We start from the raw sequence: 23772 nt of genomic DNA on the forward strand, positions 1-23772 counted from the left end.
TGTCTCCTCACTCAACGGTTCCATCGAGTACCCCCACCGGCAGCCGGTCTGCACGGATCGCCTGGCATCCGGCTCGCGAATACCACGTGAGCCCAGACACTAACAGGGCAGCCGCCCGGCGCGCGCCACCGCGCGGACTCGAGATCCCGGCTTCCCCGCCACGACCCCACCGGGCAGACTGTCCTCGATGACCAGCACCACCCCGCCCGTCGCCCCGGCTTCCGCGATCTCCGGATTCCTGCCGGCGCTCGAGGGCATGCGCGGATTCGCCGCCGTCGGTGTCCTGATCACGCACGTGGCGTTCCAGACCGGGGCGGTGGACGATCCGGTGCTCGGCCGCATCTGGGGCCGGTTCGACCTGGCCGTCGCCCTGTTCTTCGCGTTGTCGGGCTTCCTGTTGTGGCGGCCGCACGCGGCGGCCGCGCGTGGTCTCGGGGCCGCGCCGCCCGCCGGGCGTTACCTGCTGTCGCGGGCCACCCGCATCCTGCCCGCGTACTGGGTGGTGGTGTGCGTCGTGCTGCTCCTGCTGCCCGGGGCGGGCAGCGGCTGGCGGCTGTGGCTGGCGAACCTGACCCTGGTGCAGGTGTTCGTGCCGCTGAGCCTCACCGAGGGACTGACCCAGATGTGGAGCCTGTCCGTGGAGGTGGCCTTCTATCTGTTGCTGCCGCTGTTCGCCGCGGCGCTCGCCGGGCTGCGCGGCGACCGGGCCCGGTTCCGCGTCCCGCTGCTGCTCGCCGTGAGCGCGCTGTCGCTGGTGTGGGCGTGGCTGCCGGTCCCCACCCCGGGCCACATCAACCACGACAACTGGCTGCCGGGTTATCTGCCGTGGTTCGGCGCCGGCATGCTGCTCGCCGAACTCGTGTCGGGCGAACGGACCTGGGTGCACCGGCTCGCCTCCCACCGGGTGCTCATGGCGGGGATCGCCGTGGCCGCATTCGCGTTGTCCACCACGTCCCTCGGTGGGCCGGAGGGGCTCGTGACGCTCGAGCCGTGGCAGTACAACGGCAAGATCCTCCTCGGTGCGCTCATGAGTTTCGCGTTGCTGGCGCCGCTCGTCCTCGCGCCGCGCGCCGAGCACCGCATCCTGGCGAGCGGGCCGGCGCTGACCGTGGGCCGATGGTCGTACGGCATCTTCATCTGGCACCTGGCGGTGCTGTCCATCGTCTTCCCGGTCTTCGGGCTCATCCCGTTCCAGGGCGACTTCTGGTTCGTGCTCGCGGTCACGCTGGTGCTGAGCATCGCCGTCGCGTCGGTCAGCTACGCGCTCGTCGAGGAGCCGGTGCGCCGGGAGGTCAGGCGCCGCCAGCGCCGCGTCGCGACCACCGCAGAACGCGTCGCAGACTCCGCCGCGCCCTGAGCGAGACCGGCAGCGCCGCGAGCCCCAGCGCGACGAGCCCGCACAGCGCAGCGAACTGGATCGCGAACGAGTGCCCGACGTAGCCGCCCGGCGCTCGCCACGGCCCGGTGGACAGCAACGCCATCGCCGTCATGGTGGCGGCCCCGGTCACGACGACGAGCGTGCGGGCGGCCACGTCGCGGCCCCAGCGCGCGCCCACCGCCACGATCGCCACCGCCGCGACGATCGTCGTCGCCGCGCCCACCGCACCGGCCGCGAGGGTCGCGACGGCCAGCACGCCGGCGAAGCCGACGGTGGTGCTGCCCCACACCCGTGGCGGCGGCCCCGGGTTGGCGACGGGGCGCCGGCGCGGCCAGGCCGCGAGCGCGAACAGCGGCAGCAGCAGGAGCAGACCGCCGAAGATGCCGAGGCGGTACCAGCGGTCGGTGGCGAACTCGAGCGTCACGGTGCCACCGGCCCCGGCGGGCACGACCCAGCCCTGCTGCCAGCCGTCGACCACCACGGGCGTCAGTTCGGTGCCGTCCGCGGCCGTGGCGACCCAGCCGACGTTGGTGCTCTCCGGCACGACGACGATCCGCTCCCGCTCGGCCGCAGGCACCTCGAGTTCGCGCAGGTTCTCCGTCCAGGTGCCGACGGCGAGCTCGGTGGGTTCGGGCGACGGCGGGCTCACGGCGCCGGGCACCGGCAGCCGCAGCGTCCCGACGGTGAACGCCTGGCCGGGGTCCAGCTCGACGTCGACGTGCCCGGCGGGCAGCGGCGCGACGGTCTCGTCGCACAGGGTGGCGGGCACCTCGACCCCCGCGGCGAGGTCCGCGACGGTCGCGGTGACCGACGTCCGGTAGGTGCGGCCGTCGACGGTCAGCACGGGCCCGGCGTCGCACCCGACGGTGACCTGCCGCTCGTACACCGGGTCCTGCGGGCCGATCGGCCCGTCCGGGCCGAGCACGGTCACCTCCGCCAGTCCCGGCGGGCCGACCTTGGCGAAGCCGAGCACGGTCTGGTCCAGCACGTCGTCCCAGCCGACCAGGCTGAGCACTACCCGGTCCGTGACGTATGGTTCGAGATCGATTGTCGCTGTTGATGATTCGATATCGCGCACCTGCGGGCCGTTGCCGAGGTCGACGGCGACGCGGGTCGGCCGCGCCGGCAGCGGTCCCGGGCTCGGCGCCACCTCGAGGCCGGTGACCAGCTGCGGGGACGGCAGGTCGAGGGTGAGGGTCGGTCGCGGTGCCCCGGGCCGCACCGCCTCCTCCGACGCCGTCCACGTCGTCCGCGGATCACCGTCGGTGGCGGCGAACGCGGAGCCCTGCAGGTCCACGACGTCGGCGGCGCCGCGGGCGACCACCCGGTCCGGCAGCGCGGCGACCTCGGCGAGCGCCGGGCCGGGCCGTCCCCGCACCCACGGCTGCGGCGCCACCGACGTCGCGTCGGGCACCGACAGGGTGCGGGTGAAGACGTTCGGCTCCTCGGGTGCGACGGCCAGGCCCCGCGCGCACCGCACCCGGTCGGGGGTGTCGACGCAGCTGCCGCGGCCGGGCAGTTCCTGACCGAGGTTCCAGCCCCGCACGGCGGCCCCGGCGGCGACGTCCGGCAGCACGATCCGCTGCCGGATGTCGACGGGCCGCGGGTTGTCCCGGTCGGTGAAGTCGTCCACCGCCACCTCGGTCAGCCCGAACTGGTTGCCCACGGATCCGTCCTCGGTGCGGGTGGAGGTGATCCGGATCCAGGTCGTCCGTCCGAGCGGCAGCGCCACCGTCTGTTCCCGGCCGGGCTTCTCGATGCGCACGGCGGTGCTGCCGCGGTCGGTGGTCACCTCGAGCCATTTCACCGGCGTGCCGATCGCGCCGGGGCTGGTGCTCAGCCGGAGCAGCCCGGCCTCGATGGGCCGGTCGAGGTCGAGTTGCAGCCATTGCCCGACCGCGGACTCGAGGCCGTTGCTGTGCCAGCCGGTGGTCGGGTCGCCGTCGACGGTGGCCGCCGGCCCGCTGCCGACGGAGGTGCCGCCGAGCTGGGTGGCGTCCGACGCGGAGCTGGACACGCTGATCCGCGCGCCCTCCCACTCGGCGCGCACGAGGTCGGTGTCCGGCACCGGGTAGTCCGGCACGAGGTTGTAGGTGCGCCGCGGGTCGCCGGCGGCGCGGATCGCCGAGCTGTGGTGGTCGACCTGGCCGTAGTCGGTCTCCCGGTCGGTGGGGGTGTCGGTGACGACGACGTCGCCGACGGGCAGGCCGGCACGGCTCGCGTCGGCCGCGAGCAGCGCGGGGCCGGTGTTCCCCGGCTCGGCGTCGTCGAGCCGCAGCAGAGCCTCGGGACCGCCCTGGACGCGGGGAACGGTCGCCGCGTCCACGGCGTACGGGCCGACCGGCGCGCCGGGCACGTCCACGCGGTAGATCTCGATCGCCCGGTAGGCCGGTCGCAGGTCGGAGTCGGCGGTGAAGCCCTCCTCGAAGTTCCGGGTGATCTCGTTGCCGAACTCGGCGACCCGCACGAGCCCGGGGGAGCCCTCGATCGCCCGGTGCACGAGCACCGGCCGCGCCGACGGCGACGTCTCCGGGTCGAGGTCGTTGCGGATCACCACGTAGCCGATGCCCTGGCCGCGCAGCGTCGCCGCCAGGCCGGGGGTGGGCCGGCCGTCGGCGAGGTGCCGCTGCACCGCGTCCAGGGCCCGGATCGCGCCGGGCGGCACGAGCGGCACGGCGTCGCGGGAGGCCCACGGCGTCGACGCGAGCGGCTGGATCGGCTCGTCGCGGGTCAGGCCCCAGATCTGGCTGCCGAACGGGGCGCCCGGCACGATCAGCGCCCGTTCCCCGCGGGCCGAGGTGTGCTCGTCGAGCCACGCGGCGGTCTCGTGCCAGTATCCGGGCACCGCGTCGTAGGCACCGCGCGGGGCGAGCCGGCCGGTCCACGCGAGCGACGTCGCGAGGGTCAGCGCCACGAGGATCAGGGTGGTGAACGCGACCATGGGCTGGCGTTCGGGGTGGGCGAACGCGGTCCGGGCCTGCCGCCACGGCACCGCGCCGGGCAGCGGTACCCGGCGCAGCAGGTGCGCGAGCCCGAGCACGAGCGGCAACCGCACCAGCGGCTCGAGCTTGTGCACGTTGCGCAGCGGGGCGCCGGCCGAATCCAGGAAGAACCGCACCTGCTCGGCGATCGGCGAGCCGAGTTCACCGACGTACCCGGCGGCCAGCCCGGCGATGCCGGCGAACAGGATCAGCGCCCACCGCCCCCGGGCGGGCATCGACCGCATCGCCAGCCCCGCGAGGCCCGCGGCGGCGAGCAGGCCGGTGACGAGGACCGCCGCGGGCTGGGTGACGAGCACCGCGCCGGCGATGCGCTCGGGGGAGACGAACGGGGTCCAGCTGCCGGTGCCGCGCAGCACCTCCGCCAGCGACGTCCACTGCGTCGTCACCCCGGACGATTCGATGTAGTCCAGGAACGGGGGACTGACCCGGCCGAGCAGCAGCAGCGGCACGATCCACCACAGCACCGCGACGACGCAACTCGGGATCCACCACAGCGTGAACCGCCACCACCGCCGGTTCGGGCGGTGCGCGATCCACCACAGCCCGGCGACGAGGCACGCGGCGACGGTGGCGACGGCGTTGATCGCGCCCATGAGGGCCACCGCGACGGCGGACTGCGCGGCGAGCTGCGGTGCTCCCCGCCGGTGCGGGAGCGCCCGGTCGCCGTCGAGGTAGCGCACGAGCGGCAGCAACACCCACGGCGCCAGCATCATCGGCAGCGTCTCCGACGAGATGGATCCGAGGGTGGTCAGCACGCGGGGCGAGAGTGCGAACGCCGCCGCGGCGATCAGCCGGGAACCACGGTTGCCGACGCCGAGCGCCTCGGCGAGCCGCACCACGCCCCAGAACCCGGCGAGCAGCAGCAGCGCCCACCACACCCGTTGGGTGATCCACGGGGGGACGTGCAGGAGCTGGCCGACGGCGAAGAAGGAGCCGTGCGGGAAGAAGTAGCCGTACGCCTGGTTCTGGACCTGGCCGAGCGGGGCGAGGCTGCTCCACTGGTGGGCGGCGCGGGTGAGGAACCCGAGGGGGTTCTGGGTCAGGTCGTACTTGGTGTCGGCGACGATCAGGCCGGGGGCCTGCGCGAACGCCAACAGCAGCGACACCACGGCGGCCCCGTACAACCACCGCCTGGAGAGGGGGTCGGCGGACGGTGCCCCACCGGGGTGGGGCACCGCGCCGTGGGAAGTGCGTGAACTCGTCGCGTGGATGGCGCCGTCAGCGGCTGCCGTACTCAACCTGGTTCAGCAGGGAGGAATCGGCGTTGCCGCTGCGGTCGACCTCCGGGCGGGTGTTCTCCTGAACCGCCGCCGTGACCCCGAACACCGCCACGGCGCCGAGGACGGCGCCGATCGCCGCGCTGACCAGGCCCGGGCCCAGGAACTTCGCCATACCCATCTCCCCATCGTCCGTCGTCGGCTTCCGTGTGCAGCCGACATTCGTCGTGCGCGACGGTGCCGGAACCGGTCCGGCGTCGTTGCGCTCCGCGTCAAGGTATCACCCGCACGGGTGCGACTGTGGCCTGCTCCACTCGCGGCGGCCTAGAGGCCGAGCACGCCGAGCAGCGTGCGCAGCTTCGCGGTGGTCTCGTCGAGTTCGGCCTGCGGATCGGACGCCGCGACGATGCCCCCGCCGCCCCACGCGAGGGCCCGCCTGCCGTCGGCGCTGAGCTCGGCGCAGCGGATCGCCACCAGCCAGTCCCCGTCGCCGTCCCCGTCGCACCACCCCACGGCGCCGCCGTAGAAGCGACGGTCGCCCTCCGTGCTGCGGATCGCCGCGAGTGCGGCCTCGGTGGGCGTGCCGGCCACGGCCGGGGTCGGGTGCAGTGCCGCTGCCAGCGTCAGGGCGTCCGTGCGGGGGTCGCGCAGGGTGGCGGTGATCGGGGTGGCCAGGTGCCACACGTCGCTCGTGGCGGTCAGCACGGGCGTGCCCGGGATCTCCAGTTCGCTGCACAGCGGGGTCAGGCGGGAGCGGATCCAGTCGATGACGAACGCGTGCTCGGCGAGGTTCTTCGCCGAGGCGAGCAGCTGCCGGCCCGCCTCACGGTCGGCGCCGGGGTCGGCGCAGCGGGCGGCGGTGCCCGCGAGCGGACGGCACGTGACGGCGTCGCCGCGGCGGCTGACCAGCAGTTCGGGCGTCGCGCCGACCAGGGTGTGGCCGCGGTACCGCTCGCCGGCGGCGCTCAGGTCCGCCGCGTAGACGTGGGCGGTGGGGTGGCGCTCGGCCATCCGGGCCGCGAGGGCGAGCGGGTCGACGGGCGTCTCGGAGACGAGCGTGACCGAGCGCGCGGCGACGACCTTGTCGAGTTCGCCGCGGCCGAGCCGGTCGCGCAGCGCCGCGACCCGCGCGACGTGCTGCTGCGGCGCCGGGGTCTGCGCGGCGATCCGCACCGCAGGCAGGGCGGGCAGGGCGTCCGGTGGCTGCCACGCCGCGTCGGTCACGTCGGCGGTCTCCGGCTGGGTCAGCGCGGCGGGGCGCTCGGGATCGAAGGGCAGCGCGCCCACGATCAGGTCGGCCTCGCCGCGGCGCAACGCGAAAGAGGCCTCGGCGACGTCGGTGAACCGGCGGCGCGTCCCGGTGGTGTGCACGGTGCGATCGGCGCGGGAGAGCAGGAAACCGTCCATGGTGGGTCGACGATATCCCCCGCCCGCGCCCGGTACGCGCCGCGGCTAGCGTCCCGGGGGGACGATCAGCACGGGCCGATGGCTGTGGCGCAGCACGTGGTCGGCCACCGACGACTGCAGCAGCGAGCGCAGGCCCGTGGTGCCGCGGGTGCCGGTGACGATGATGTCGACGTTCAGCTCGTCGGCAGCCTCGACGATCGCGGTCCACACGGCACTGACCACCTCGAGGGTGCGGCCCTCCGCGGCGAGGCCGGCGGAGCGGGCGAGTTCGAGTCCCTCCGCGTTGATCACCTTCGCGTCGGTGAGGGCCACGTCCTCGGTTTCCTCGTCGGGTACCCACTCCGGCTGCATCACCCCCGACAGCCCGGACATGCGGGCGGCCTGACGGACCATCGGTTCCCAGGCCGTGACGACGACGGCGCGGCACGAGGCGAGGAATCGCCCCGCATACCGCACGGCCCGCTTGGCGTTCTCGGAGCCGTCGTAGGCGATGAGGATGAGATCTGCGGGCATCACGCGTCCCCTGCTGTCGTGGCGGTCCTTGGGGGGCACTTTACCCGTCGCCGTGGGTCGTCGGGGCAGGCACGGCGGTGGTCGGCTACCGTCGGTGGCCATGCGGATCCGTCACACCCTCACCGTCGCGGTCGCGGCTGTCCTCGCCGTCGCCGGGTGCGGGGGACAGGACGCGCCCCGGACCCCGGAGCCCACGGCCGCCGCGACGTCGCAGGCCACGTCGACCGTCGCACAGTCGCCGTCGCCCGCCCCGATGGCGACCGCGTCACCCGCACCGTCCTGCGGCGACGAGCTGCTCGCGTCGCTGACGGTGCGGCAGCGGCTCGCCCAGCTGCTCAACGTCGGTGTCACCGGCACCGCCGACGCCCTCGAGGCGGTGCGGTCCGAACAGATCGGCGGGATCTTCGTCGGCAGCTGGACCGACGTGTCGATGCTGGCCAACCGGGAGATCCCGCAGGTGGTGGCGGCGAGCCGGTTGCCGCTGATGGTCACCATCGACGAGGAGGGCGGCCGGGTCTCGCGCGTGGGGGCGCTGTTCGGCCCCGATCCGTCGGCGCGGGTGACGGCGCAGACGATGACCGTCGAGGAGACGTACCGGATGGCGCTCGAGCGGGGCCGCGAGCTCCGCGAGCTGGGCGTCACCGTCGACTTCGCGCCGGACGTGGACGTGAGCAGCCAGCCGGACGACTCGGTGATCGGCGACCGCTCCTTCTCCGACGATCCGCAGGTGGTGGTGCAGTACGCCGGCGCCTATGCGCGGGGCCTGCGCGACGCGGGAATCCTGCCGGTGCTCAAGCACTTCCCGGGCCACGGTTCGGCGTCGGGCGACTCGCACACCGGTGCGGTCACCGCGCCGCCGCTCGACCAGCTGCAGCAGGTGGACCTGGTGCCGTACCGGGAGCTCGTGGATTCCGGGGTCGCGGTGATGCTCGGGCACCTCGACGTGCCGGGGCTGACCGAGGGACTGCCGGCGAGCATCAGCCCGCAGGCGGTGCAGTTGCTGCGGTCTGGAACCGGTTACGGTGCCCCGCCGTTCGACGGGGTGGTCTTCACCGACGACCTGTCGGGCATGCGGGCCATCACCGACACGTACGACATCACCGAAGCGGTGCAGGCGGCGCTCGCCGCCGGGGTGGACCAGGCGTTGTGGCTGACCACCGACGACGTCCCGCGGGTGCTCGACCATCTCGAACAGGCCGTGGCGACGGGAGCGCTGCCGGCCGCGCGGGTGGACGACGCGGTGCGCACCGTCGCGCGCGCCAAGGGCGCGCTGGACTGCTGAATCGGCGTCGGAAACCAGCTCCTTACTCTAGAGTAAGGAGCTGGGAGCATCGGGACTTGGAGGAGACATGGCCGGCGGTACCAAGCGACTGCCTCGCGCGGTGCGGGAACAGCAGATGCTGGACGCCGCCGTGGAGGTTTTCTCCGAGAACGGGTTTCACAATACCTCGATGGACGCCATCGCGGCCCGGGCCCAGATCTCCAAGCCGATGCTCTACCTGTACTACGGCTCGAAGGACGAACTGTTCGCCGCGTGCATCAGCCGGGAGGGGCAGCGGTTCGTCGAGGCCCTGACGCCCGCCGGTGATCCCGGGCTCACGCCACGCGATCAGCTGCGGGTGGCGCTCGAGTCGTTCCTCGGATTCGTCGACGCCCACCGCAACTCGTGGATGGTGCTCTACCGCCAGGCGATGTCCCAGCAGGCGTTCGCCGGGCAGGTGCGCAGCAGCCGGGACCGGCTCATCGAGCTCACCGCGCACCTGCTCGAGTCGAGCACGCGCGACCCGGAGCCGGGAACCGACTTCGCCATCATGGCGGTTGCGCTCGTCGGCGCCGGTGAGGCCGTCGCCGACCGCATCGCCGGCGGCGAGATCGATGTGGAGAAGGCCGCCGATCTGCTCGAGAACCTGGCCTGGCGCGGCCTGGCCGGCAAGAAGCGCACCGACCACCAAGGCTGAGCAGCCCGCTACAGCGATGCCGGCGTGGCCGCCGCGCGCCGACCCGCGACGTCGCCCAGCGCGACGGACTCGTCCGCGAGCGCGCCGCGATCGACCGCCGCGCCGGCGGCAACGAGCTGCCGCACGATGCGGATGTCCTTCGGGCGGCCGAGGGCGATCGCCCCCACCAGCCGGTCGCCGCGCAGCGCGAGGGCCGTGAAGTCCCGGCCCTCGATCGACCCGCGCACCACGTAGTCGTCTTCGTGGCGGGACCAGCCGGCGAACTGCAGGTTGTGCCCGTACTGGTTGGACCAGCCCCACGGCACCTCCGCGGCGCCGAGCGGCTGCCCGAGGACGGACTTCGCGGCGGCGATGCCCTGGGCCCGTGCGCTGTTCCAGTTCTCCGTGCGGTGCCGGCCGCCGAGCACCGGGTTGGGCTGCTCGATCGCGTCGCCCGCGGCGTAGACCCCGTCGGCGGAGGTGCGGTAGGCCTCGTCGACGACGATGCCGTCGCCGACGGTCAGCCCGGCCGCGCGGGCGAGCGCCGTGTCCGGCACCGAGCCCACCGCGACGAGGGCAGCGCCGGCCGTCCAGGCGCGCCCGTCCTCGGCGGTGGCATACACCCCGTCGTCGTCGCCGGTGAGGGAGCGCAGCGCGACGCCGGTGTGGACGGGCACGTCGCGTTCGGCGTGCAGGCCGACGTACATCTCGGCGACGGCGGGCGGCACGATGCGGGCGAGCGGCGACGGCGCGCTCTCGAGCACGGTGACCTCTGCTCCCAGTTCCCTTGCGGTGGAGGCGACTTCGCAGCCGATCAGGCCGGCGCCGACGACGAGGAGCGAACGGTGCGCCTCGATCGCGGCCCGCAGCGGGGCGACGTTCTCGGCCGTGCGCAGGCTCAGCACCCTGTCCCCGCCGTCGTGGTCCAGGTGGCGGGCGCGGGCGCCCGTCGCCAGGATCACCGCGTCGTAGTCGAGAATCTCGTTGTCCCACAGCCGGAGCCGGCGACGCCGTGGGTCGAGTTCGACGACGCGGGTCTCGGTGCGCAGGTCGATGTCGTGGTCGGCCCAGTAGCCGGCCGGTTCGAGCTGTGCCCGCTCCGCGGTGATGCTGCCGGCGAGCAGATCCTTCGACAGCACCGGCCGCCGGTAGGGCAGCGCGGCCTCCTCGCCGATCAGCACGACACGTCCGGCGAAGCCCTCCTTGCGCAGGGTCTGTGAGGCTGTCGCGCCGGCCACCCCGGTGCCGACGACGACGATCGTCTCGGTCATGTCCGGCTGACCTCGACCATCTCGAAATCGGACTTGGCGGCGCCGCAGTCCGGGCAGGACCAGTCGTCGGGGATCTCGTCCCATCGGGTGCCGGGGGCGATGCCGTCCTCCGGCCAGCCCTCGGCCTCGTCGTATTCGAATCCGCACTGCAGGCAACGGAAGAGCTTGTAGTTCGTGGTCATGTCAGCGTCCTTCGAAGTCGATCTTCTCGCGGACCCCGCAGTCGGGGCAGCACCAGTCGTCGGGAATCGCGTCCCAGGGTGTGCCGGCGGGGAAACCCTCGCGGGGCGCGCCTGCGGTCTCGTCGTAGACGTAGTTGCACACCGGGCACTCGTAGGCGGCCATCACTGCGCCCCGTACTCGGCGAGGACCTTGCCGCGCTTGCTCGGCTGGATGTTGGCGCGGGTGATGTCGCCGTCGTAGTGCTCGACGACGCGGTGGTCCATCACCTTGCGCCACAGCGGCGGGATGTAGGCGAGCCCGATCATGCTCGCGTAGCCGCTGGGCAGGTTGGGGGCGCCGTCCATGCTCCGCAGGGTCTGGTAGCGGCGGGTCGGGTTCGCGTGGTGATCGCTGTGCCGCTGCAGGTGGTACAGGAAGATGTTGGTGACGATGTGGTCGGAGTTCCAGCTGTGCGCGGGGGTGCAGCGCTCGTACCGGCCGGTGGCGGTCTTCTGCCGCAGCAGCCCGTAGTGCTCGAGGTAGTTCACCGTCTCGAGCAGGGAGAAGCCGTAGACGGCCTGCAGGATCAGGAACGGGATGATCACCGGGCCGAACACCGCGACGAGCACACCGAACAGGACCACCGACATCGCCCACGCGTTGAGGACGTCGTTACGCAGGGTCCACGGGCTCTTGCCGAGGCGCTGCAGGCGGGTCTTCTCGAGTTCCCACGAGGACTTCAGGCTGCCCCACACGCTGCGCGGCAGGAACGTCCAGAACGATTCGCCGAAGCGGGCCGAAGCCGGGTCCTCCGGGGTCGACACCCGCACGTGGTGGCCGCGGTTGTGCTCGATGTAGAAGTGGCCGTAAAAGGTCTGGGCCAGGGTGATCTTCGACAGCCACCGTTCGAGGTCGTCCTTCTTGTGGCCGAGCTCGTGGGCGGTGTTGATCCCGACACCACCCATCACGCCGACGCTGAACGCCAGACCGATCTTCGAGATCAGCCCCAGGCCGCCGTCGATCCCCAGCCAGGACAGGTTCCCGGTCGACCACAGGTAGCAGGCGAAGACGAGACTGGCCAGCTGGAACGGGATGTAGGCGTAGGTGCAGTACCGGTAGTACTTGTCGTTCTCGAGCATCTCCATCACCTCGTCCGGCGGGTTCTGCCCGTCGGGGCCGAAGAACCGGTCGAGGATCGGCAGCAGCACGTACACCAGAAGGGGACCGATCCACCACCACATCGGCGAGACCGCGGTCCAGCCGAGTTGGTTGAATCCCCAGATCAGTGCGGTCGCGAGGAAGATCGCCGTGGGCGGGATCAGCCCCATGAGCCACAGATACCGCTTGCGATCGCGCCACTGTTCCACCGGCGCCTGCGCGTACCGCCCGATGTCCGACGTCGTCACCGTTCGACCTCCCTGTCCCGTGAAGCGTCCAGTTCGAGGAGCCGGTATGAGCCAGCTCACTGTGATGTGGACAGTACAGGACTTTCGGTCTCAGTGGTAGACAAAAGATCGTAATTTGTAAAAAGCTCGTCGCGCCGGCGGGGGTTGCCCGTTTCCGCCGTCGACGCCGACTCCTTTACAGGCGGGGGTTGCCCCGCTAATCTACAACCAAATGGTTGTAGATCGGATTCGTGAAGACGCGGTGGACGAGCTGTTCCACGCCCTGGCGGACGCCACCCGACGGGACATCCTGCATCGCTGCGCGCGGACCGCGGCGTCGGTCTCGCGGCTGGCCGAGGCCTATCCCATGAGCTTTGCCGCGGTGCAGAAGCACGTGGCGGTACTCGAACGGGCCGGCCTCGTCAGGAAGGAACGACGCGGACGGGAGCAACTCGTGCACACCGACCCGGACGCGATCGACACGGCCCGGCGGGTGCTCGACCAGCTCGAGGGCGCCTGGCGGGAACGAGTGGATCGGATGTCGGCCCTGCTCACCGAGGAACCGGATCCGGCCCGGAACGACCCGAGGAAAGGACGACAACGATGAGCGTGACCAGCGTCGAGAAGGACTTCGACAGCCTGACCCTGACCTTGATCGCCGACTTCCGCGCACCGCTCGAACGGGTGTGGCAGTTGTGGGCCGACCCCCGGCAGTTGGAGCGGTGGTGGGGACCGCCGACCCACCCGGCGACCGTGGAGCAGCACGATCTGGTCCCGGGTGGCACCGTCACCTACTTCATGACCGGTCCCGAGGGGGACAAGTACCGCGGCTGGTGGAACGTCACCGCGGTCGAGCCCTCCGAGTCCCTGGAATTCACCGACGGATTCGCCGACGAGGACGGGACGCCGAACCTCGAGATGCCGACCACCACGGTGCGGATGCAGCTCGTCGAGCACGAGGGCGGCACCCGGATGCGGATTCGTTCCGCGTTCGCGTCCCGGGAGCAGATGGAGCAACTGGCCGGCATGGGTATGGAAGAAGGCCTGCGGCTCGCCGTCGGTCAGATGGACGCTCTGCTCGCCGGCTGATCCGCCGAGCGCGCCCCGCCCCCGCCCCCGCCCCCGAGCCCGCCCCCGCCCGAGCGAATGTATCGTTGATCTCCTCAGTGGGAGTCGACGATACATTCGCTCGGAGCGATTGCGGCGCAGCCGCTCTCAGCGCAGGGTGGCGGTGAGGTGCGGGTAGCCCTTCTTCGGGTGGCGCAGCGCCAGGTCCCAGCCGTCGGCGGCGCGTGCGGCGTAGAGGTTCACGGTCGCGGGCAACAGGACCGGCTTGCCGAACCGGACCGAGTACGTCGCGCGCGACGGGATGCGGCCCTCCACGGCCCGCAGCGCCGCGGCCGCGCTCCACATACCGTGCGCGATGGGCTTCGGGAACCCGAACGCCTTGGCGCCGAGCCGGGAGACGTGGATCGGGTTGCGGTCACCCGAGACCGATGCGTAGCGGTCGATCGTCTTCTGGTCCACCCGCAGCGTCGACGTCGGCACCGGAGGGATCTCCTCGGCCTTCGGTTCGGGCTTCGGCTGATCCGACAGCGAGGTGCGCTGCTGGTGCAGGAACGACGACGTCTGCCGCCACACCAGCTCCCGGCCGACGCTGATCTCGCTCACCAGGTCGACGAGCAGGCCCTTGCGGTGCTCCCGCAGGTTCTCGGCATGCACCCTCAGATCCAGCGGCTCGGTCACGGACACGGGCCGCACCTGCTCGATCACGTTCTCGGCATGGACGGAACCGACGGCGGCGAAGGGAAAGCCCTTCGACACCATCAGCTTCATCACGACGGGGAACGTCAGCGTGAACGGGTACGTCAGCGGGAGCGTGTCGCCGAAGCGCAGTCCGCACACCTTCGTGTACTCGGCCAGGTTGTCCGGGTCGACGCGCAGGCCGCGCAGTACGAGGGTGTCGTCGGGCAGGCGGTCGCCCGAGGCGCCCACCACGGGCAGCGCCGAGAGCGCCGCCCGCGCGTAGACGTCGAGAGTCGAAGGGCGCGAGGAGAGTTCGACGACAGCCATCACGCCCCCAGCATGGACTGGCCGCACACGCGCACGACCTGGCCGGTGACCGCGCTCGACGCCGGGTTGGCGAACCAGGCGACGGTCTCGGCGACGTCGACGGTCTGCCCGCCCTGCTGCAGCGAACTCATGAGGCGACCGGCCTCGCGGGTGGCCACCGGGATCGCTGCGGTCATGGCCGTCTCGATGAAGCCGGGTGCGACGGCGTTGATGGTGATGTTCTTCTCGGCCAGCACGGGCGCGGTGGCCTGCACCATCCCGATGACACCCGCCTTGGACGCGCCGTAGTTGGTCTGGCCGCGGTTGCCGGCGATGCCGGCGATCGACGACACGTCGACCACGCGGCCGCCCTCCTTCAGCGCGCCCTTCTCGACCAGCTTCTCGGTGATCTTCTGGGGGGCGAGCAGATTCACGGCCATGACGGCGTTCCACCGCGCGGCGTCCATGTTGGCGAGCAGCTTGTCGCGGGTGATGCCGGCGTTGTGGACGATGATGTCGGCGCCGCCGTGCCGCTCGAGCAGGTACTCGGCGAGCCTGTCGCCCGCGTCCGGGGCGGTGACGTCCAGGGCGAGGGAGACGCCGCCGACCTTGTTCGCGGTCTGCGACAGGGCGTCGCCGGCCGCGGGGATGTCCGCGCAGACGACGTGCGCGCCGTCGCGGGCGAGTACCTCGGCGATCGTGGCGCCGATGCCGCGGGCCGCGCCGGTGACGACGGCGACCTTCCCGGCGAGCGGGCGCTCCCACGACTCGGGGGCCTTCGCGTCGCCGGCACCGACGTGGATCACCTGGCCGGAGACGAACGCGGACTTCGCGGACAGCAGGAAGCGCAGCGTGGATTCGAGGCCGGCCAGGCCGGTGGCGGCATCGGGGGAGATGTACACCAGCTGGGCCGTCGCGCCGCGGCGCAGTTCCTTGCCGACGCTGCGGGTGAAGCCTTCGAGCGCGCGCTGGGCGATGCGCTCGTCCACGGAGGAGGCTTCCTCCGGGGTGGTGCCGAGCACCACGACGCGCCCGCTCGGGCCGAGCCCCTTGATCGCGGGCTGGAAGAAGGTGAACAGCTGCTCGAGGCCCGCGACGTCCGTGATGCCGGTGGCGTCGAAGACGAGCGCCCCGTACGCGGTGTCGGCGGGATCGGCGAACGGGTAGTCGGACAGCAGAGTGCGGATCGGTTCGACGAGGCGGCCGTTGCCCCCGACGAGCAGCGGGCCGGCCAGGGGCGGCTGACCCGGCTCGTACCGGCGCAGCTTCTCCGGCTTCGGCAGGCCGAACTGCTTGGCGAGGAATGCTCCGGGCGCGGACCCGATCAACTGGGCATAGAGGCCGGGGGCGCTCTTGGTTTCAGCCACGATTCCACCTTCTCTTGTTCGGACGTCGGTATTGTCGGGAGGGGCCGACGGTGTGGTGTCGACAACGAACTTACTCGCGAGTAAGAATAGTAGCCAGAGTCTGTATCCACCAGCATCCCGGGAGACGTCAGTGACCACCACCGCTCGTTCCACGCAGCTGCGCCGTGTCGCAATCCTCGGCGGCAACCGGATCCCCTTCGCCCGGTCGGACCGCACGTACGCCCGCGCGTCGAACCAGGACATGTTCACCGCCACGCTCGACGGGCTGGTGAGCCGGTTCAACCTCCAGGGAGAGCGGCTCGGTGCCGTCGTCGGCGGGGCCGTCCTCAAGCACAGCCGCGACTTCAACCTGATCCGCGAGTGCGTACTCGGCAGCGCGCTGAACCCGCACACCCCCGCCTGGGACCTGCAGCAGGCCTGCGGCACCGGCCTGCAGTCGATCATCTCCGTCGGTGACGCCGTCGCCGCGGGCCGCATCGAGGCCGGCATCGGCGGCGGTGTCGACACCACCTCCGATGCCCCCATCGGCGTCAACAACGAGCTGCGCGAGTTCCTGCTCTCCCTCAACCGGGCCCGCTCGACCGGCGACCGCGTCAAGCTGCTCGGCCAGGTCCGGCCGTCGATGCTCGGCATCGAGATCCCCCGCAACGGCGAGCCACGCACCGGTCTGTCGATGGGCGAGCACGCGGCGATCACCGCCAAGGAGTTCGGCATCGCCCGGGAGGCTCAGGACGAGCTGGCCGCCGCGAGCCACCGCAACATGGCCGCCGCCTACGACCGTGGCTTCTTCGACGACCTCGTCACCCCGTTCCTCGGCCTCACCCGCGACGACAACCTGCGCCCGGACTCGACGGTCGAGAAGCTCTCCGGCCTGAAGCCGGTGTTCGGCGTCGAGCTCGGCGGCGCCACCATGACCGCGGGCAATTCGACCCCGCTCACCGACGGTGCGTCGGCGGCGCTGCTGTCGTCGGAGGAGTGGGCTGCGGAGCGCAGGCTGCCCGTGCTCGCCTACCTCGTGGACTCGGAGACCGCGGCGGTCGACTACGTCCACGGTGGCGACGGCCTGCTCATGGCCCCCACCTACGCGATCCCGCGGCTGCTGAAGCGCAACGGCCTGACGCTGCAGGACTTCGACTTCTACGAGATCCACGAGGCGTTCGCCTCCGTCGTCCTGGCCACGCTCCAGGCGTTCGAGTCGGAGGAGTACTGCAAGGGCCGGCTCGGTCTGGACGCTCCGCTCGGGTCCATCGACCGCAGCAAGCTCAACGTCAACGGCTCGTCGCTGGCGGCCGGGCACCCGTTCGCCGCGACGGGTGGCCGCATCGTCGCGTCCCTGGCGAAGATGCTGCATGAGAAGCGGCAGGAGACCGGCAAGCCCGTGCGGGGCCTCATCTCGATCTGTGCCGCAGGTGGGCAGGGTGTGACCGCCATTCTCGAGGCCTGAGCCGACCCCGGCGGCCCCGTCCGGAAAAAATCCCGGAAGTCTGTAACGCCCCGGCGGGGCCGCCGATAAACCAGTCGACCTCGCGTTGCTGCCTGACCCCCGACCTGGCGGCAACGCGAGGTCTTTCGCTTGTCCGCGGGGGCTCGGACCGCCCATCGGCTCGGGGGCGCCGGGAACCCGACATTAGGCTGGATACCGAGTGGTGCGCCCGATCCGGGGCGCACCCCGGTGAAAGGACATGGGTGAGCGGCAAGAGCGGGACGAACGACCCCGAGGACGGCCAGGACGAGGTTCGGTCCGCCGTCCCTGTGCCGGAGGCGACGCCCCAGGACGCCGCCGGCAACCGGACGGCGGCCGTCCCCGTGGCGAGCGCCGAGCCCACCCCGCCCCCGCAGCCCGTCGCCGGCGACGTTGCCGGGGCACCCGAGCAGGTCCCGGACGCCGAGCCGGAACCGCCGGCGGACGCCGACGTGCCGCCCTGGGAGGCGCCCACTGCCGTGCTGCCCGTCGTCGCGCCGGCGTCCGGCCGCACCGACGCCGAGGTCGAGACCGAGGTCATCCCCACCCTGTCGGACGACGCCTCCCGGGAGCCGGCCACCGAGCAGGAAGCGGCCCCTCGGCCGGCGACCGTACCTCCCGAGTCCGGCACCCCGGCCGGACCGCCCCCGACCGAGCCACCACCGCCCGGACCGCCCCCGGCCGAGCCGGCGCAGGCCGGACCCGGACGCGACGGCCGTCCGCCCTGGCGTCGCATCGCGCTGGTGGTCGGCGGCGTCGCCGCCGTGCTCGCCGCCCTCTACGTCGGCGACCTCGCCGTCTCGTCGGGCAACGTGCCGCGCGGCGTCACCGTCGCCGGTATCGAGATCGGCGGGCGGTCGGTCCCGGAGGCGGAACAGATACTGCGGACCGAACTCGGGCCGCGCGTCGACGAGCCCGTGACCGTCACGGCGGGCGACGTGACCGCGCAGATCGTGCCGGCGCAGGCGGGTCTGGACGTCGACTGGGAGCACACCCTCGACCGCATCGGATCGCAACCGCTCGACCCGATCGCCCGCGTGGCGTCGGTCTTCGGCGGCGGCAACGAGATCGGCGTCGTGTCGACGCGCGACGACGCCGCGCTGTCGGCGGCGATCGGCGGCGTCCGCGCGGTCGCCGACCGGCCGCCACGGGAGGGCAACCTCGTGTTCGACGGGGCGACCCCGGTGCCCGTGCCGCCGCTGCCCGGGCAGACGCTCGATGCGGAGGCCTCCGCAGACCTGTTCGCCGAACGCTGGGCGTTCGGCGACGTCGCGTTCCCCGTCGAGACGGTCGAGGTGACGGTCACGCCCGAGGGACTCGAACGCGCACTGCGAGACGTCGCGGACCCCGCCGTCGCAGCCGACGTGACGGTCCGCGGTCGCGACGGGGCCGTCGCGACCCTGCCCAGCGACCGTGTCGGCGCCGTGCTGACCTTCGTGCCCGACGGCAACGGGGGACTGACCCCGCAGTACGGGATCGAGGCCGCGACCGAGATCCTCCGGCCGCAACTGGCCGCGACCGAGGTGGAGCCGAAAGACGCCCGGATCGTGCTCGAGGGCGGGGGCCCGACGGTGATCCCGTCGGTCGACGGCGAGCTCGTCGACTGGGCGGTCAGCCTCGAATCGCTGCCGCAGCTGCTGGCCGCGCCGGGGGAGCGGGTGACCGACGCCGTGTACAAGCCGGTCGCTCCCAAGCTGACCACGGAGGCCGCCGAGAAGCTGGGCATCCGCGAGGTGATCGGCGAGTTCACCACCGGGGGCTTCGAGTACGCCTCGGGCGTGAACATCCGCCTGGCGGCCTCGGAGATCAACGGTGCGCTGGTCAAGCCGGGGGAGACGTTCTCGCTCAACGGCTACACCGGCCCGCGCGGCGCGGCGCAGGGGTACGTCGAGTCCGGCATCATCAACAACGGGCGCCCATCCAAAGCGGTGGGCGGCGGCATCAGCCAGCTCGCGACCACCCTGTACAACGCGACGTACTTCGCAGGCATGGAAGACGTCGAGCACACCGAGCACAGCTACTACATCTCCCGGTATCCGGCGGCCCGGGAGGCGACGGTCTTCGAGGGCGCGATCGACCTGAAGTTCCGCAATCCGTTCGACACCGGGGTGCTGATCCAGGCGATCGGCACGTCGTCGGACATCACGGTGCGGATCTGGGGCACCAAGACCGTGGACGTCGAATCCGTGACCGGTTCCCGCACGAACTTCACGGCGCCGAACACGATCACCCTGCCGGCCGGGCCGGGGTGCATCCCGTCGAGCGGCGCGCAGGGCTTCACCGTGAGCGACACCCGCATCATCACCGACGCGGCCACCGGCCGGCAGATCTCGAGCACCACCCGCACGGTCCGCTACGACCCGGTGCCCGTGGTGCGCTGCGTCAGCGCCGAGCCGGAGCCCGCGCCGGAGGCGGCACCGGCCGCGCCGTCGCAGCCGGCGCCCGGGGAGGCGGAGACGCCCGGAGGCGGCGCGGAGGCACCCGCCGGCGCGCGACCGGCCGTGACGACGACCCCGCAGCCCGCCCCGAGCACCCCGGACGAATCCGGGGATGCGCCGGCCGCGGCCCCCGCGGGAACGTCGCAGACCGGCACGCCGTAGCGGCGGAACCAGCCTGCACACGACTGTGCCCTCCCGTTACGAAACGGGAGGGCACAGTCCTGTGTACTACCTACTCACTCGGATCCGGGCCGAGCCGGGCCGAGCCGGGCCGAGCCGGGCCGAGCGAATGTATCGTTCAGCTCCTCAGCGGTAGCGGACGATACATTCGCTCACCTGCCACGGCCACCTGCCACGGCCACCTGCCACGGCTCAGAAGGCCGCTTCGTCGAGCTCCATGATGTCGAGGTCGACGTTCGCGACGATGCCGCGCACGGCGGTCAGCTCGGGCAGGACATTCTTGGCGAAGAAGCCGGCGATGGCGACCTTGCCTTCGTAGAACGCCTTGTCCTTGGCGTCCGGGCCGGCGTCGAGGGCCGCGAGGGCGATCTCGGCCTGCTCGAGCAGGCGCCAGCCGATGAGCAGGTCACCGAAGGCGAGCAGGAACCGCACCGAGCCCAGACCCACCTTGTACAGCTCGGTCGGCTGTTCCTGGGCGCCCATGAGGAAGCCGGTCAGGGTGGCGGTCATGGCCTGGACGTCCTCGAGGGCCGTGGCGAGCAGGGCCCGCTCGGACTTGAGGCGCTCGTCGGCGCTGTCGGAGGCGAGGAACTTCTGGATCTGGCCGGTGAGGTGGGCGAGGGCGACGCCGCGGTCGCGGGCGATCTTGCGGAAGAAGAAGTCCTGCGCCTGGATGGCGGTGGTGCCCTCGTAGAGGGAGTCGATCTTCGCGTCGCGGATGTACTGCTCGATCGGGTAGTCCTGCAGGAAGCCGGAGCCGCCGAGGGTCTGCAGCGAGTCGGTCAGGTACTGGTAGGCGCGCTCGGAGCCGACGCCCTTGACGATGGGCAGCAGCAGGTCGTTGACGCGGTGCGCCAGCTCGTGGTCGGCGCCGGAGATCTGCTCGGCGACGACGTCGTCCTGGTGGGCGGCGGTGTAGAGGTAGACCGCGCGCAGACCCTCGGCGTAGGCCTTCTGCATGGCCAGGGCGCGCCGCACGTCCGGGTGGTGGGTGATGGTGACCCGGGGGGCGGTCTTGTCGGTCATCTGGGTCAGATCGGCGCCCTGGACGCGTTCCTTGGCGTAGGCCAGGGCGTTGAGGTAGCCGGTGGAGAGGGTCGCGATGGCCTTGGTGCCCACCATCATGCGGGCGTGCTCGATGACGTCGAACATCTGGGCGATGCCGTTGTGGACCTCGCCGACGAGCCAGCCCTGGGCGGGCACGCCGTGGCCGCCGAAGGTGACCTCGCAGGTGGCGGACGCCTTCAGGCCCATCTTGTGCTCGACGTTGGTGACGAACACACCGTTGCGCTCGCCCATCTCGTTCTTCTCGAAGTCGAAGTGGAACTTCGGGACGAAGAACAGCGACAGGCCCTTGGTGCCGGGGCCGGCGCCCTCGGGGCGGGCGAGGACGAGGTGGAAGATGTTTTCGAACAGATCGTCGGAGTCGGCGGAGGTGATGAACCGCTTGACGCCCTCGATGTGCCAGGAGCCGTCGTCCTGCTTGATCGCCTTGGTGCGGCCGGCGCCGACGTCGGAACCGGCATCGGGCTCGGTCAGGACCATGGTGGCGCCCCAGCCGCGTTCGACGATGGTCGCGGCCCACTTCTTCTGCTCGTCGGTGCCGTTGGCGTGGAGCACGCCGGCGAAGGACGGACCGGCGGCGTACATGAAGGCGGCCGGCTGGGCGCCGAGCATCATCTCGTTGACGGCCCAGCTCAGGGCGCGCGGCGCCGGCGTTCCGCCGATCTCCTCCTCGAGGCCCATAGACCAGTAGCCGGCCTCGTACCAGGAGTTGAACGCCTTCTTGAAGCCTTCGGGCAGCGAGACCGAGTGGGTCTCGGGATCGAAGACCGGGGGGGTGCGGTCGGTTTCGGCGAACGACTCCGCCGCGGGGCCCTCGGTGAGGGTCTTCACCTCGGCCAGAATGCCACGAGAGGTCTCCTCGTCGAGGTCACCGAACTTCCCGGCCTCGAGGAGCGTCTGAATCTTCAGCACCTCGAAGAGGTTGAACTCCAGATCCCGGAGGTTGCTCTTGTAATGGCCCATGTCTGCGCTACTCCCAGTGAGATGGTGCGGTCAAGCAGTGTTCGAGTACCGCCCAAGTTATTACTCGTCGGTAACATCCGCCTATGTTACCCGCCGGGCAACTAACTGCCAAGGGTCGGTTTGCGTGCCACGACCAGCGCGTCGATCGCCATTCCTGCGTCCGTTTCCCGCATTCTCCGCTCGGCGGTCCGGATATCCAGCCGGTCGTGCATTTCCTCGGCGAGATCCGTTGGTGTGTAGAGGATCTCGGGATCGCGAGGACCTCCGACGCCCTCGGTGGGATTGGTCGAATCGTGCCCCAGAAATATGAGGATTCCGTCAGGTTTCAGGGCCGCGATCACATTGTCGATCAATGCTCGTCGCTGTGGCGGAGGGAAATGGAGATAGGCGGAGAGGACGAGATCATATTCGGCGTCGAAGGTGACCTCGGTCACGTCGGCGCACGCGTACGTCAGGCGCTCACGCACCCGTCGCGGCGCCTGCGCCGCGATCGCCCGGGCCTTGTCCACCGCCACCCGGGAGAAGTCGACGCCGGTCACCTCCCAGCCGCGCGTGGCCAGCCAGAGCGAGTGCCGGCCCTCGCCGCACCCCAGATCCAGTGCCCGGCCGTGCGGCAGCGACGTCGCGAACTCGACGATCACCGGGTTCGGCGGCGATCCCCACACCGTCTCGCTCTCCGCATACCGCGCATCCCACTCCTGTGCGTCCATGGACGCACGGTAGCCCGGACGCCGCGCCGGTCAGGGGTGGAGCGTGGTACGCAGCAGCAGCACGTTGTAGTTCTGGTGCACGGTCGTGAGGAAGTACAGGTCCGGACCCGACGACCACGGGTGGATGTACGCGCCGTACGCCGTCGGCAGCTCCCGGGTGTCGACGACGACCTCCGGCGCGCTCCACGGGCCGGTGGGCGACGGGGCGCGGCGCAGCACCACGGAGTTGTGGCCGTCGGTGGTCAGCAGCACGAACTGCCCGAGGTAGTTGTTCCACTGCACCGACAGCTCGGCCGCGCCGCCCGCCATCACCGGGCGGGCCGCATTCACGTCGCGCACCCACGCGCCGCCGTCCCAGTACTCGTACGCCGCGAGATCGAGCATCTGCAGTTCCGGCACGCGCGCCAGGTGCACCAGGCCGCCGCGGCCGGGCGGCGTTCCGTACTGATAGACGAACCCGCCGTGCCGGACGAAGGCGCCCATCTGAAAGTTCCGGTTCCCGCCGACGCTCGGCCGCTCGGTCTGCGGCGCCACCGTCCAGTTCTCCCCGTTGTCGTGGGAGAAGGCCAGCCCCGAGAAGTTGGTTTCCCACGAGCCGGCCTGCCCCCAGTTCTTCACCGACATCAAGCTCAGGAACTGGGTGTCGCCGACGGCGATCCCCGCGGTGGGGATCCGGCTGATCTCCACGAACGGGATCTTCGGGCTCGGTACGAGTTCCTTCGCCTGACCGAAGAAGTCACGGGCCGCGCTGTCGAACGTCATTCCGTCCGTGAGGTTGCGGTCCGAGCTGCGGAACAGCGCGCTGCTGCGCCAGGCCCAGATGCTGCCCGAGAGAAGGTTGGGCAGCCCGAGGCCCGCCGTGTCGCCGAACGCGGTCAGCACCTGGCCGCGGCCGTTGTCCCACATGACGCCGAGGTCGGTGCCGAGCACGTTCATGTCCTGCGTGCGGTTGGTGCTGAGCATCCCGGTCTGCTGCGCCACCACCTGGGTGCGGCCGCGCAGCTCCGGCAGGCCGTTGACCCCGTTGAGTCCCGGGATGGGATTGATCGCGTTCGGGTTCGCCGCCACAGTGCCCGCGAACGGAACCACCGTCACGGCGGCACAGGTCAGCGCAAGGACTCCGAGGCGGGCGGAAGCACGTCGGTAACCCCCATTACGTGTGTGCACGGCCACAGACGGTAACAGGAGGTGGCAGTAGTCACACGCGGTCCCGGGCCCGTCGGCGTGTCCCGGCGGCCCGCGCGCAAGGGCCGTGGCCGACGG

20 protein-coding genes are annotated in these 23772 nt (G+C 71.6%); 7 read left to right on the forward strand and 13 right to left on the reverse strand.

From position 1 onward, the window contains the following. Positions 1-187 precede the first annotated feature (187 nt). Positions 188-1357 (forward strand): acyltransferase, encoded by a 1170-nt coding sequence (locus JYA75_RS08770; RefSeq protein WP_029546051.1) that lies wholly within the window; start codon positions 188-190, stop codon positions 1355-1357. Here the strand turns inward: JYA75_RS08770 and JYA75_RS08775 are convergent. The 4 genes from JYA75_RS08775 to JYA75_RS08790 form a co-directional block, all read right to left on the reverse strand. Then, positions 1293-5489, reverse strand: a complete 4197-nt coding sequence (locus JYA75_RS08775) for an alpha-(1->3)-arabinofuranosyltransferase (protein WP_239010550.1) — start codon at positions 5487-5489, stop codon at positions 1293-1295. The genes JYA75_RS08770 and JYA75_RS08775 overlap by 65 nt on opposite strands. A gap of 109 nt (positions 5490-5598) precedes the next feature. Continuing rightward, positions 5599-5772: a DUF2613 domain-containing protein gene (locus JYA75_RS08780; RefSeq protein WP_006940271.1), complete on the reverse strand. Its 174-nt coding sequence runs from the start codon at positions 5770-5772 to the stop codon at positions 5599-5601. Between the two features lie 149 nt (positions 5773-5921). After that, complete coding sequence (locus JYA75_RS08785; protein ID WP_006940273.1) at positions 5922-7004, reverse strand: isochorismate synthase; 1083 nt, start codon at positions 7002-7004, stop codon at positions 5922-5924. Positions 7005-7049: 45 nt separating this feature from the next. Then, positions 7050-7517, reverse strand: coding sequence for a universal stress protein (locus tag JYA75_RS08790; RefSeq protein WP_006940275.1), 468 nt, complete (start codon positions 7515-7517; stop codon positions 7050-7052). 100 nt (positions 7518-7617) lie between these two features. Between JYA75_RS08790 and JYA75_RS08795 the strand changes: the two genes are divergently transcribed. Continuing rightward, positions 7618-8799 (forward strand): glycoside hydrolase family 3 N-terminal domain-containing protein, encoded by a 1182-nt coding sequence (locus JYA75_RS08795; RefSeq protein ID WP_006940277.1) that lies wholly within the window; start codon positions 7618-7620, stop codon positions 8797-8799. Between the two features lie 67 nt (positions 8800-8866). Next, positions 8867-9475 (forward strand): TetR/AcrR family transcriptional regulator, encoded by a 609-nt coding sequence (locus JYA75_RS08800; protein WP_006940279.1) that lies wholly within the window; start codon positions 8867-8869, stop codon positions 9473-9475. Positions 9476-9483: 8 nt separating this feature from the next. On the opposite strand, the gene JYA75_RS08805 is transcribed toward JYA75_RS08800, so the two are convergent. Genes JYA75_RS08805 through JYA75_RS08820 form a run of 4 tightly spaced genes read right to left on the reverse strand, consistent with a single transcriptional unit; the run spans position 9484 to position 12293 of the window. Further along, positions 9484-10725, reverse strand: a complete 1242-nt coding sequence (locus tag JYA75_RS08805) for an FAD-dependent oxidoreductase (RefSeq protein WP_203329886.1) — start codon at positions 10723-10725, stop codon at positions 9484-9486. Continuing rightward, positions 10722-10907 (reverse strand): rubredoxin, encoded by a 186-nt coding sequence (locus JYA75_RS08810; protein WP_006940282.1) that lies wholly within the window; start codon positions 10905-10907, stop codon positions 10722-10724. The genes JYA75_RS08805 and JYA75_RS08810 overlap by 4 nt, the downstream gene beginning before the upstream one ends. Before the next feature lies 1 nt (position 10908). After that, complete coding sequence (locus tag JYA75_RS08815) at positions 10909-11070, reverse strand: rubredoxin (RefSeq protein ID WP_003939211.1); 162 nt, start codon at positions 11068-11070, stop codon at positions 10909-10911. Continuing rightward, entirely contained in the window at positions 11070-12293 is a 1224-nt protein-coding gene (locus JYA75_RS08820) for an alkane 1-monooxygenase (RefSeq protein WP_006940284.1), read from the reverse strand. Before JYA75_RS08820 ends, JYA75_RS08815 begins: the two co-directional genes overlap by 1 nt. 211 nt (positions 12294-12504) lie before the next feature. Between JYA75_RS08820 and JYA75_RS08825 the strand changes: the two genes are divergently transcribed. Continuing rightward, on the forward strand, positions 12505-12879 hold the full coding sequence (locus JYA75_RS08825) for a metalloregulator ArsR/SmtB family transcription factor (RefSeq protein ID WP_029546042.1): 375 nt from the start codon (positions 12505-12507) through the stop codon (positions 12877-12879). Next, positions 12876-13361 (forward strand): SRPBCC domain-containing protein, encoded by a 486-nt coding sequence (locus JYA75_RS08830; RefSeq protein ID WP_203329887.1) that lies wholly within the window; start codon positions 12876-12878, stop codon positions 13359-13361. Before JYA75_RS08825 ends, JYA75_RS08830 begins: the two co-directional genes overlap by 4 nt. A 126-nt stretch (positions 13362-13487) precedes the next feature. On the opposite strand, the gene JYA75_RS08835 is transcribed toward JYA75_RS08830, so the two are convergent. Further along, positions 13488-14345, reverse strand: coding sequence for a MaoC/PaaZ C-terminal domain-containing protein (locus JYA75_RS08835; protein ID WP_029546038.1), 858 nt, complete (start codon positions 14343-14345; stop codon positions 13488-13490). Further along, positions 14345-15691, reverse strand: a complete 1347-nt coding sequence (locus JYA75_RS08840; RefSeq protein WP_203329888.1) for a 3-oxoacyl-ACP reductase — start codon at positions 15689-15691, stop codon at positions 14345-14347. The genes JYA75_RS08835 and JYA75_RS08840 overlap by 1 nt, the downstream gene beginning before the upstream one ends. Before the next feature lie 130 nt (positions 15692-15821). On the opposite strand from JYA75_RS08840, the gene JYA75_RS08845 reads away from it, so the two are divergent. Continuing rightward, positions 15822-17135 carry an acetyl-CoA C-acetyltransferase gene (locus JYA75_RS08845; protein WP_006931659.1) on the forward strand — a complete coding sequence of 438 codons (1314 nt, stop codon included), beginning with the start codon at positions 15822-15824 and terminating at the stop codon, positions 17133-17135. Positions 17136-17377: 242 nt separating this feature from the next. After that, on the forward strand, positions 17378-19753 hold the full coding sequence (locus JYA75_RS08850) for a VanW family protein (RefSeq protein ID WP_203329889.1): 2376 nt from the start codon (positions 17378-17380) through the stop codon (positions 19751-19753). A 210-nt stretch (positions 19754-19963) separates the two neighbouring features. Here the strand turns inward: JYA75_RS08850 and JYA75_RS08855 are convergent, their stop codons facing one another. From JYA75_RS08855 to JYA75_RS08865, 3 genes are all read right to left on the reverse strand, one after another. Further along, entirely contained in the window at positions 19964-21799 is a 1836-nt protein-coding gene (locus JYA75_RS08855) for an acyl-CoA dehydrogenase (protein ID WP_050035906.1), read from the reverse strand. Between the two features lie 101 nt (positions 21800-21900). Beyond that, entirely contained in the window at positions 21901-22509 is a 609-nt protein-coding gene (locus JYA75_RS08860) for a class I SAM-dependent methyltransferase (RefSeq protein ID WP_029546031.1), read from the reverse strand. A 30-nt stretch (positions 22510-22539) separates the two neighbouring features. After that, on the reverse strand, positions 22540-23604 hold the full coding sequence (locus JYA75_RS08865; RefSeq protein WP_203329890.1) for a DUF4185 domain-containing protein: 1065 nt from the start codon (positions 23602-23604) through the stop codon (positions 22540-22542). Between the last annotated feature and the right edge of the window lie 168 nt (positions 23605-23772).

It is taken from the genome of Rhodococcus sp. PSBB066, from assembly GCF_017068255.1.
In the GTDB taxonomy this organism is placed as follows: Bacteria; Actinomycetota; Actinomycetes; order Mycobacteriales; family Mycobacteriaceae; genus Rhodococcus; species Rhodococcus aetherivorans.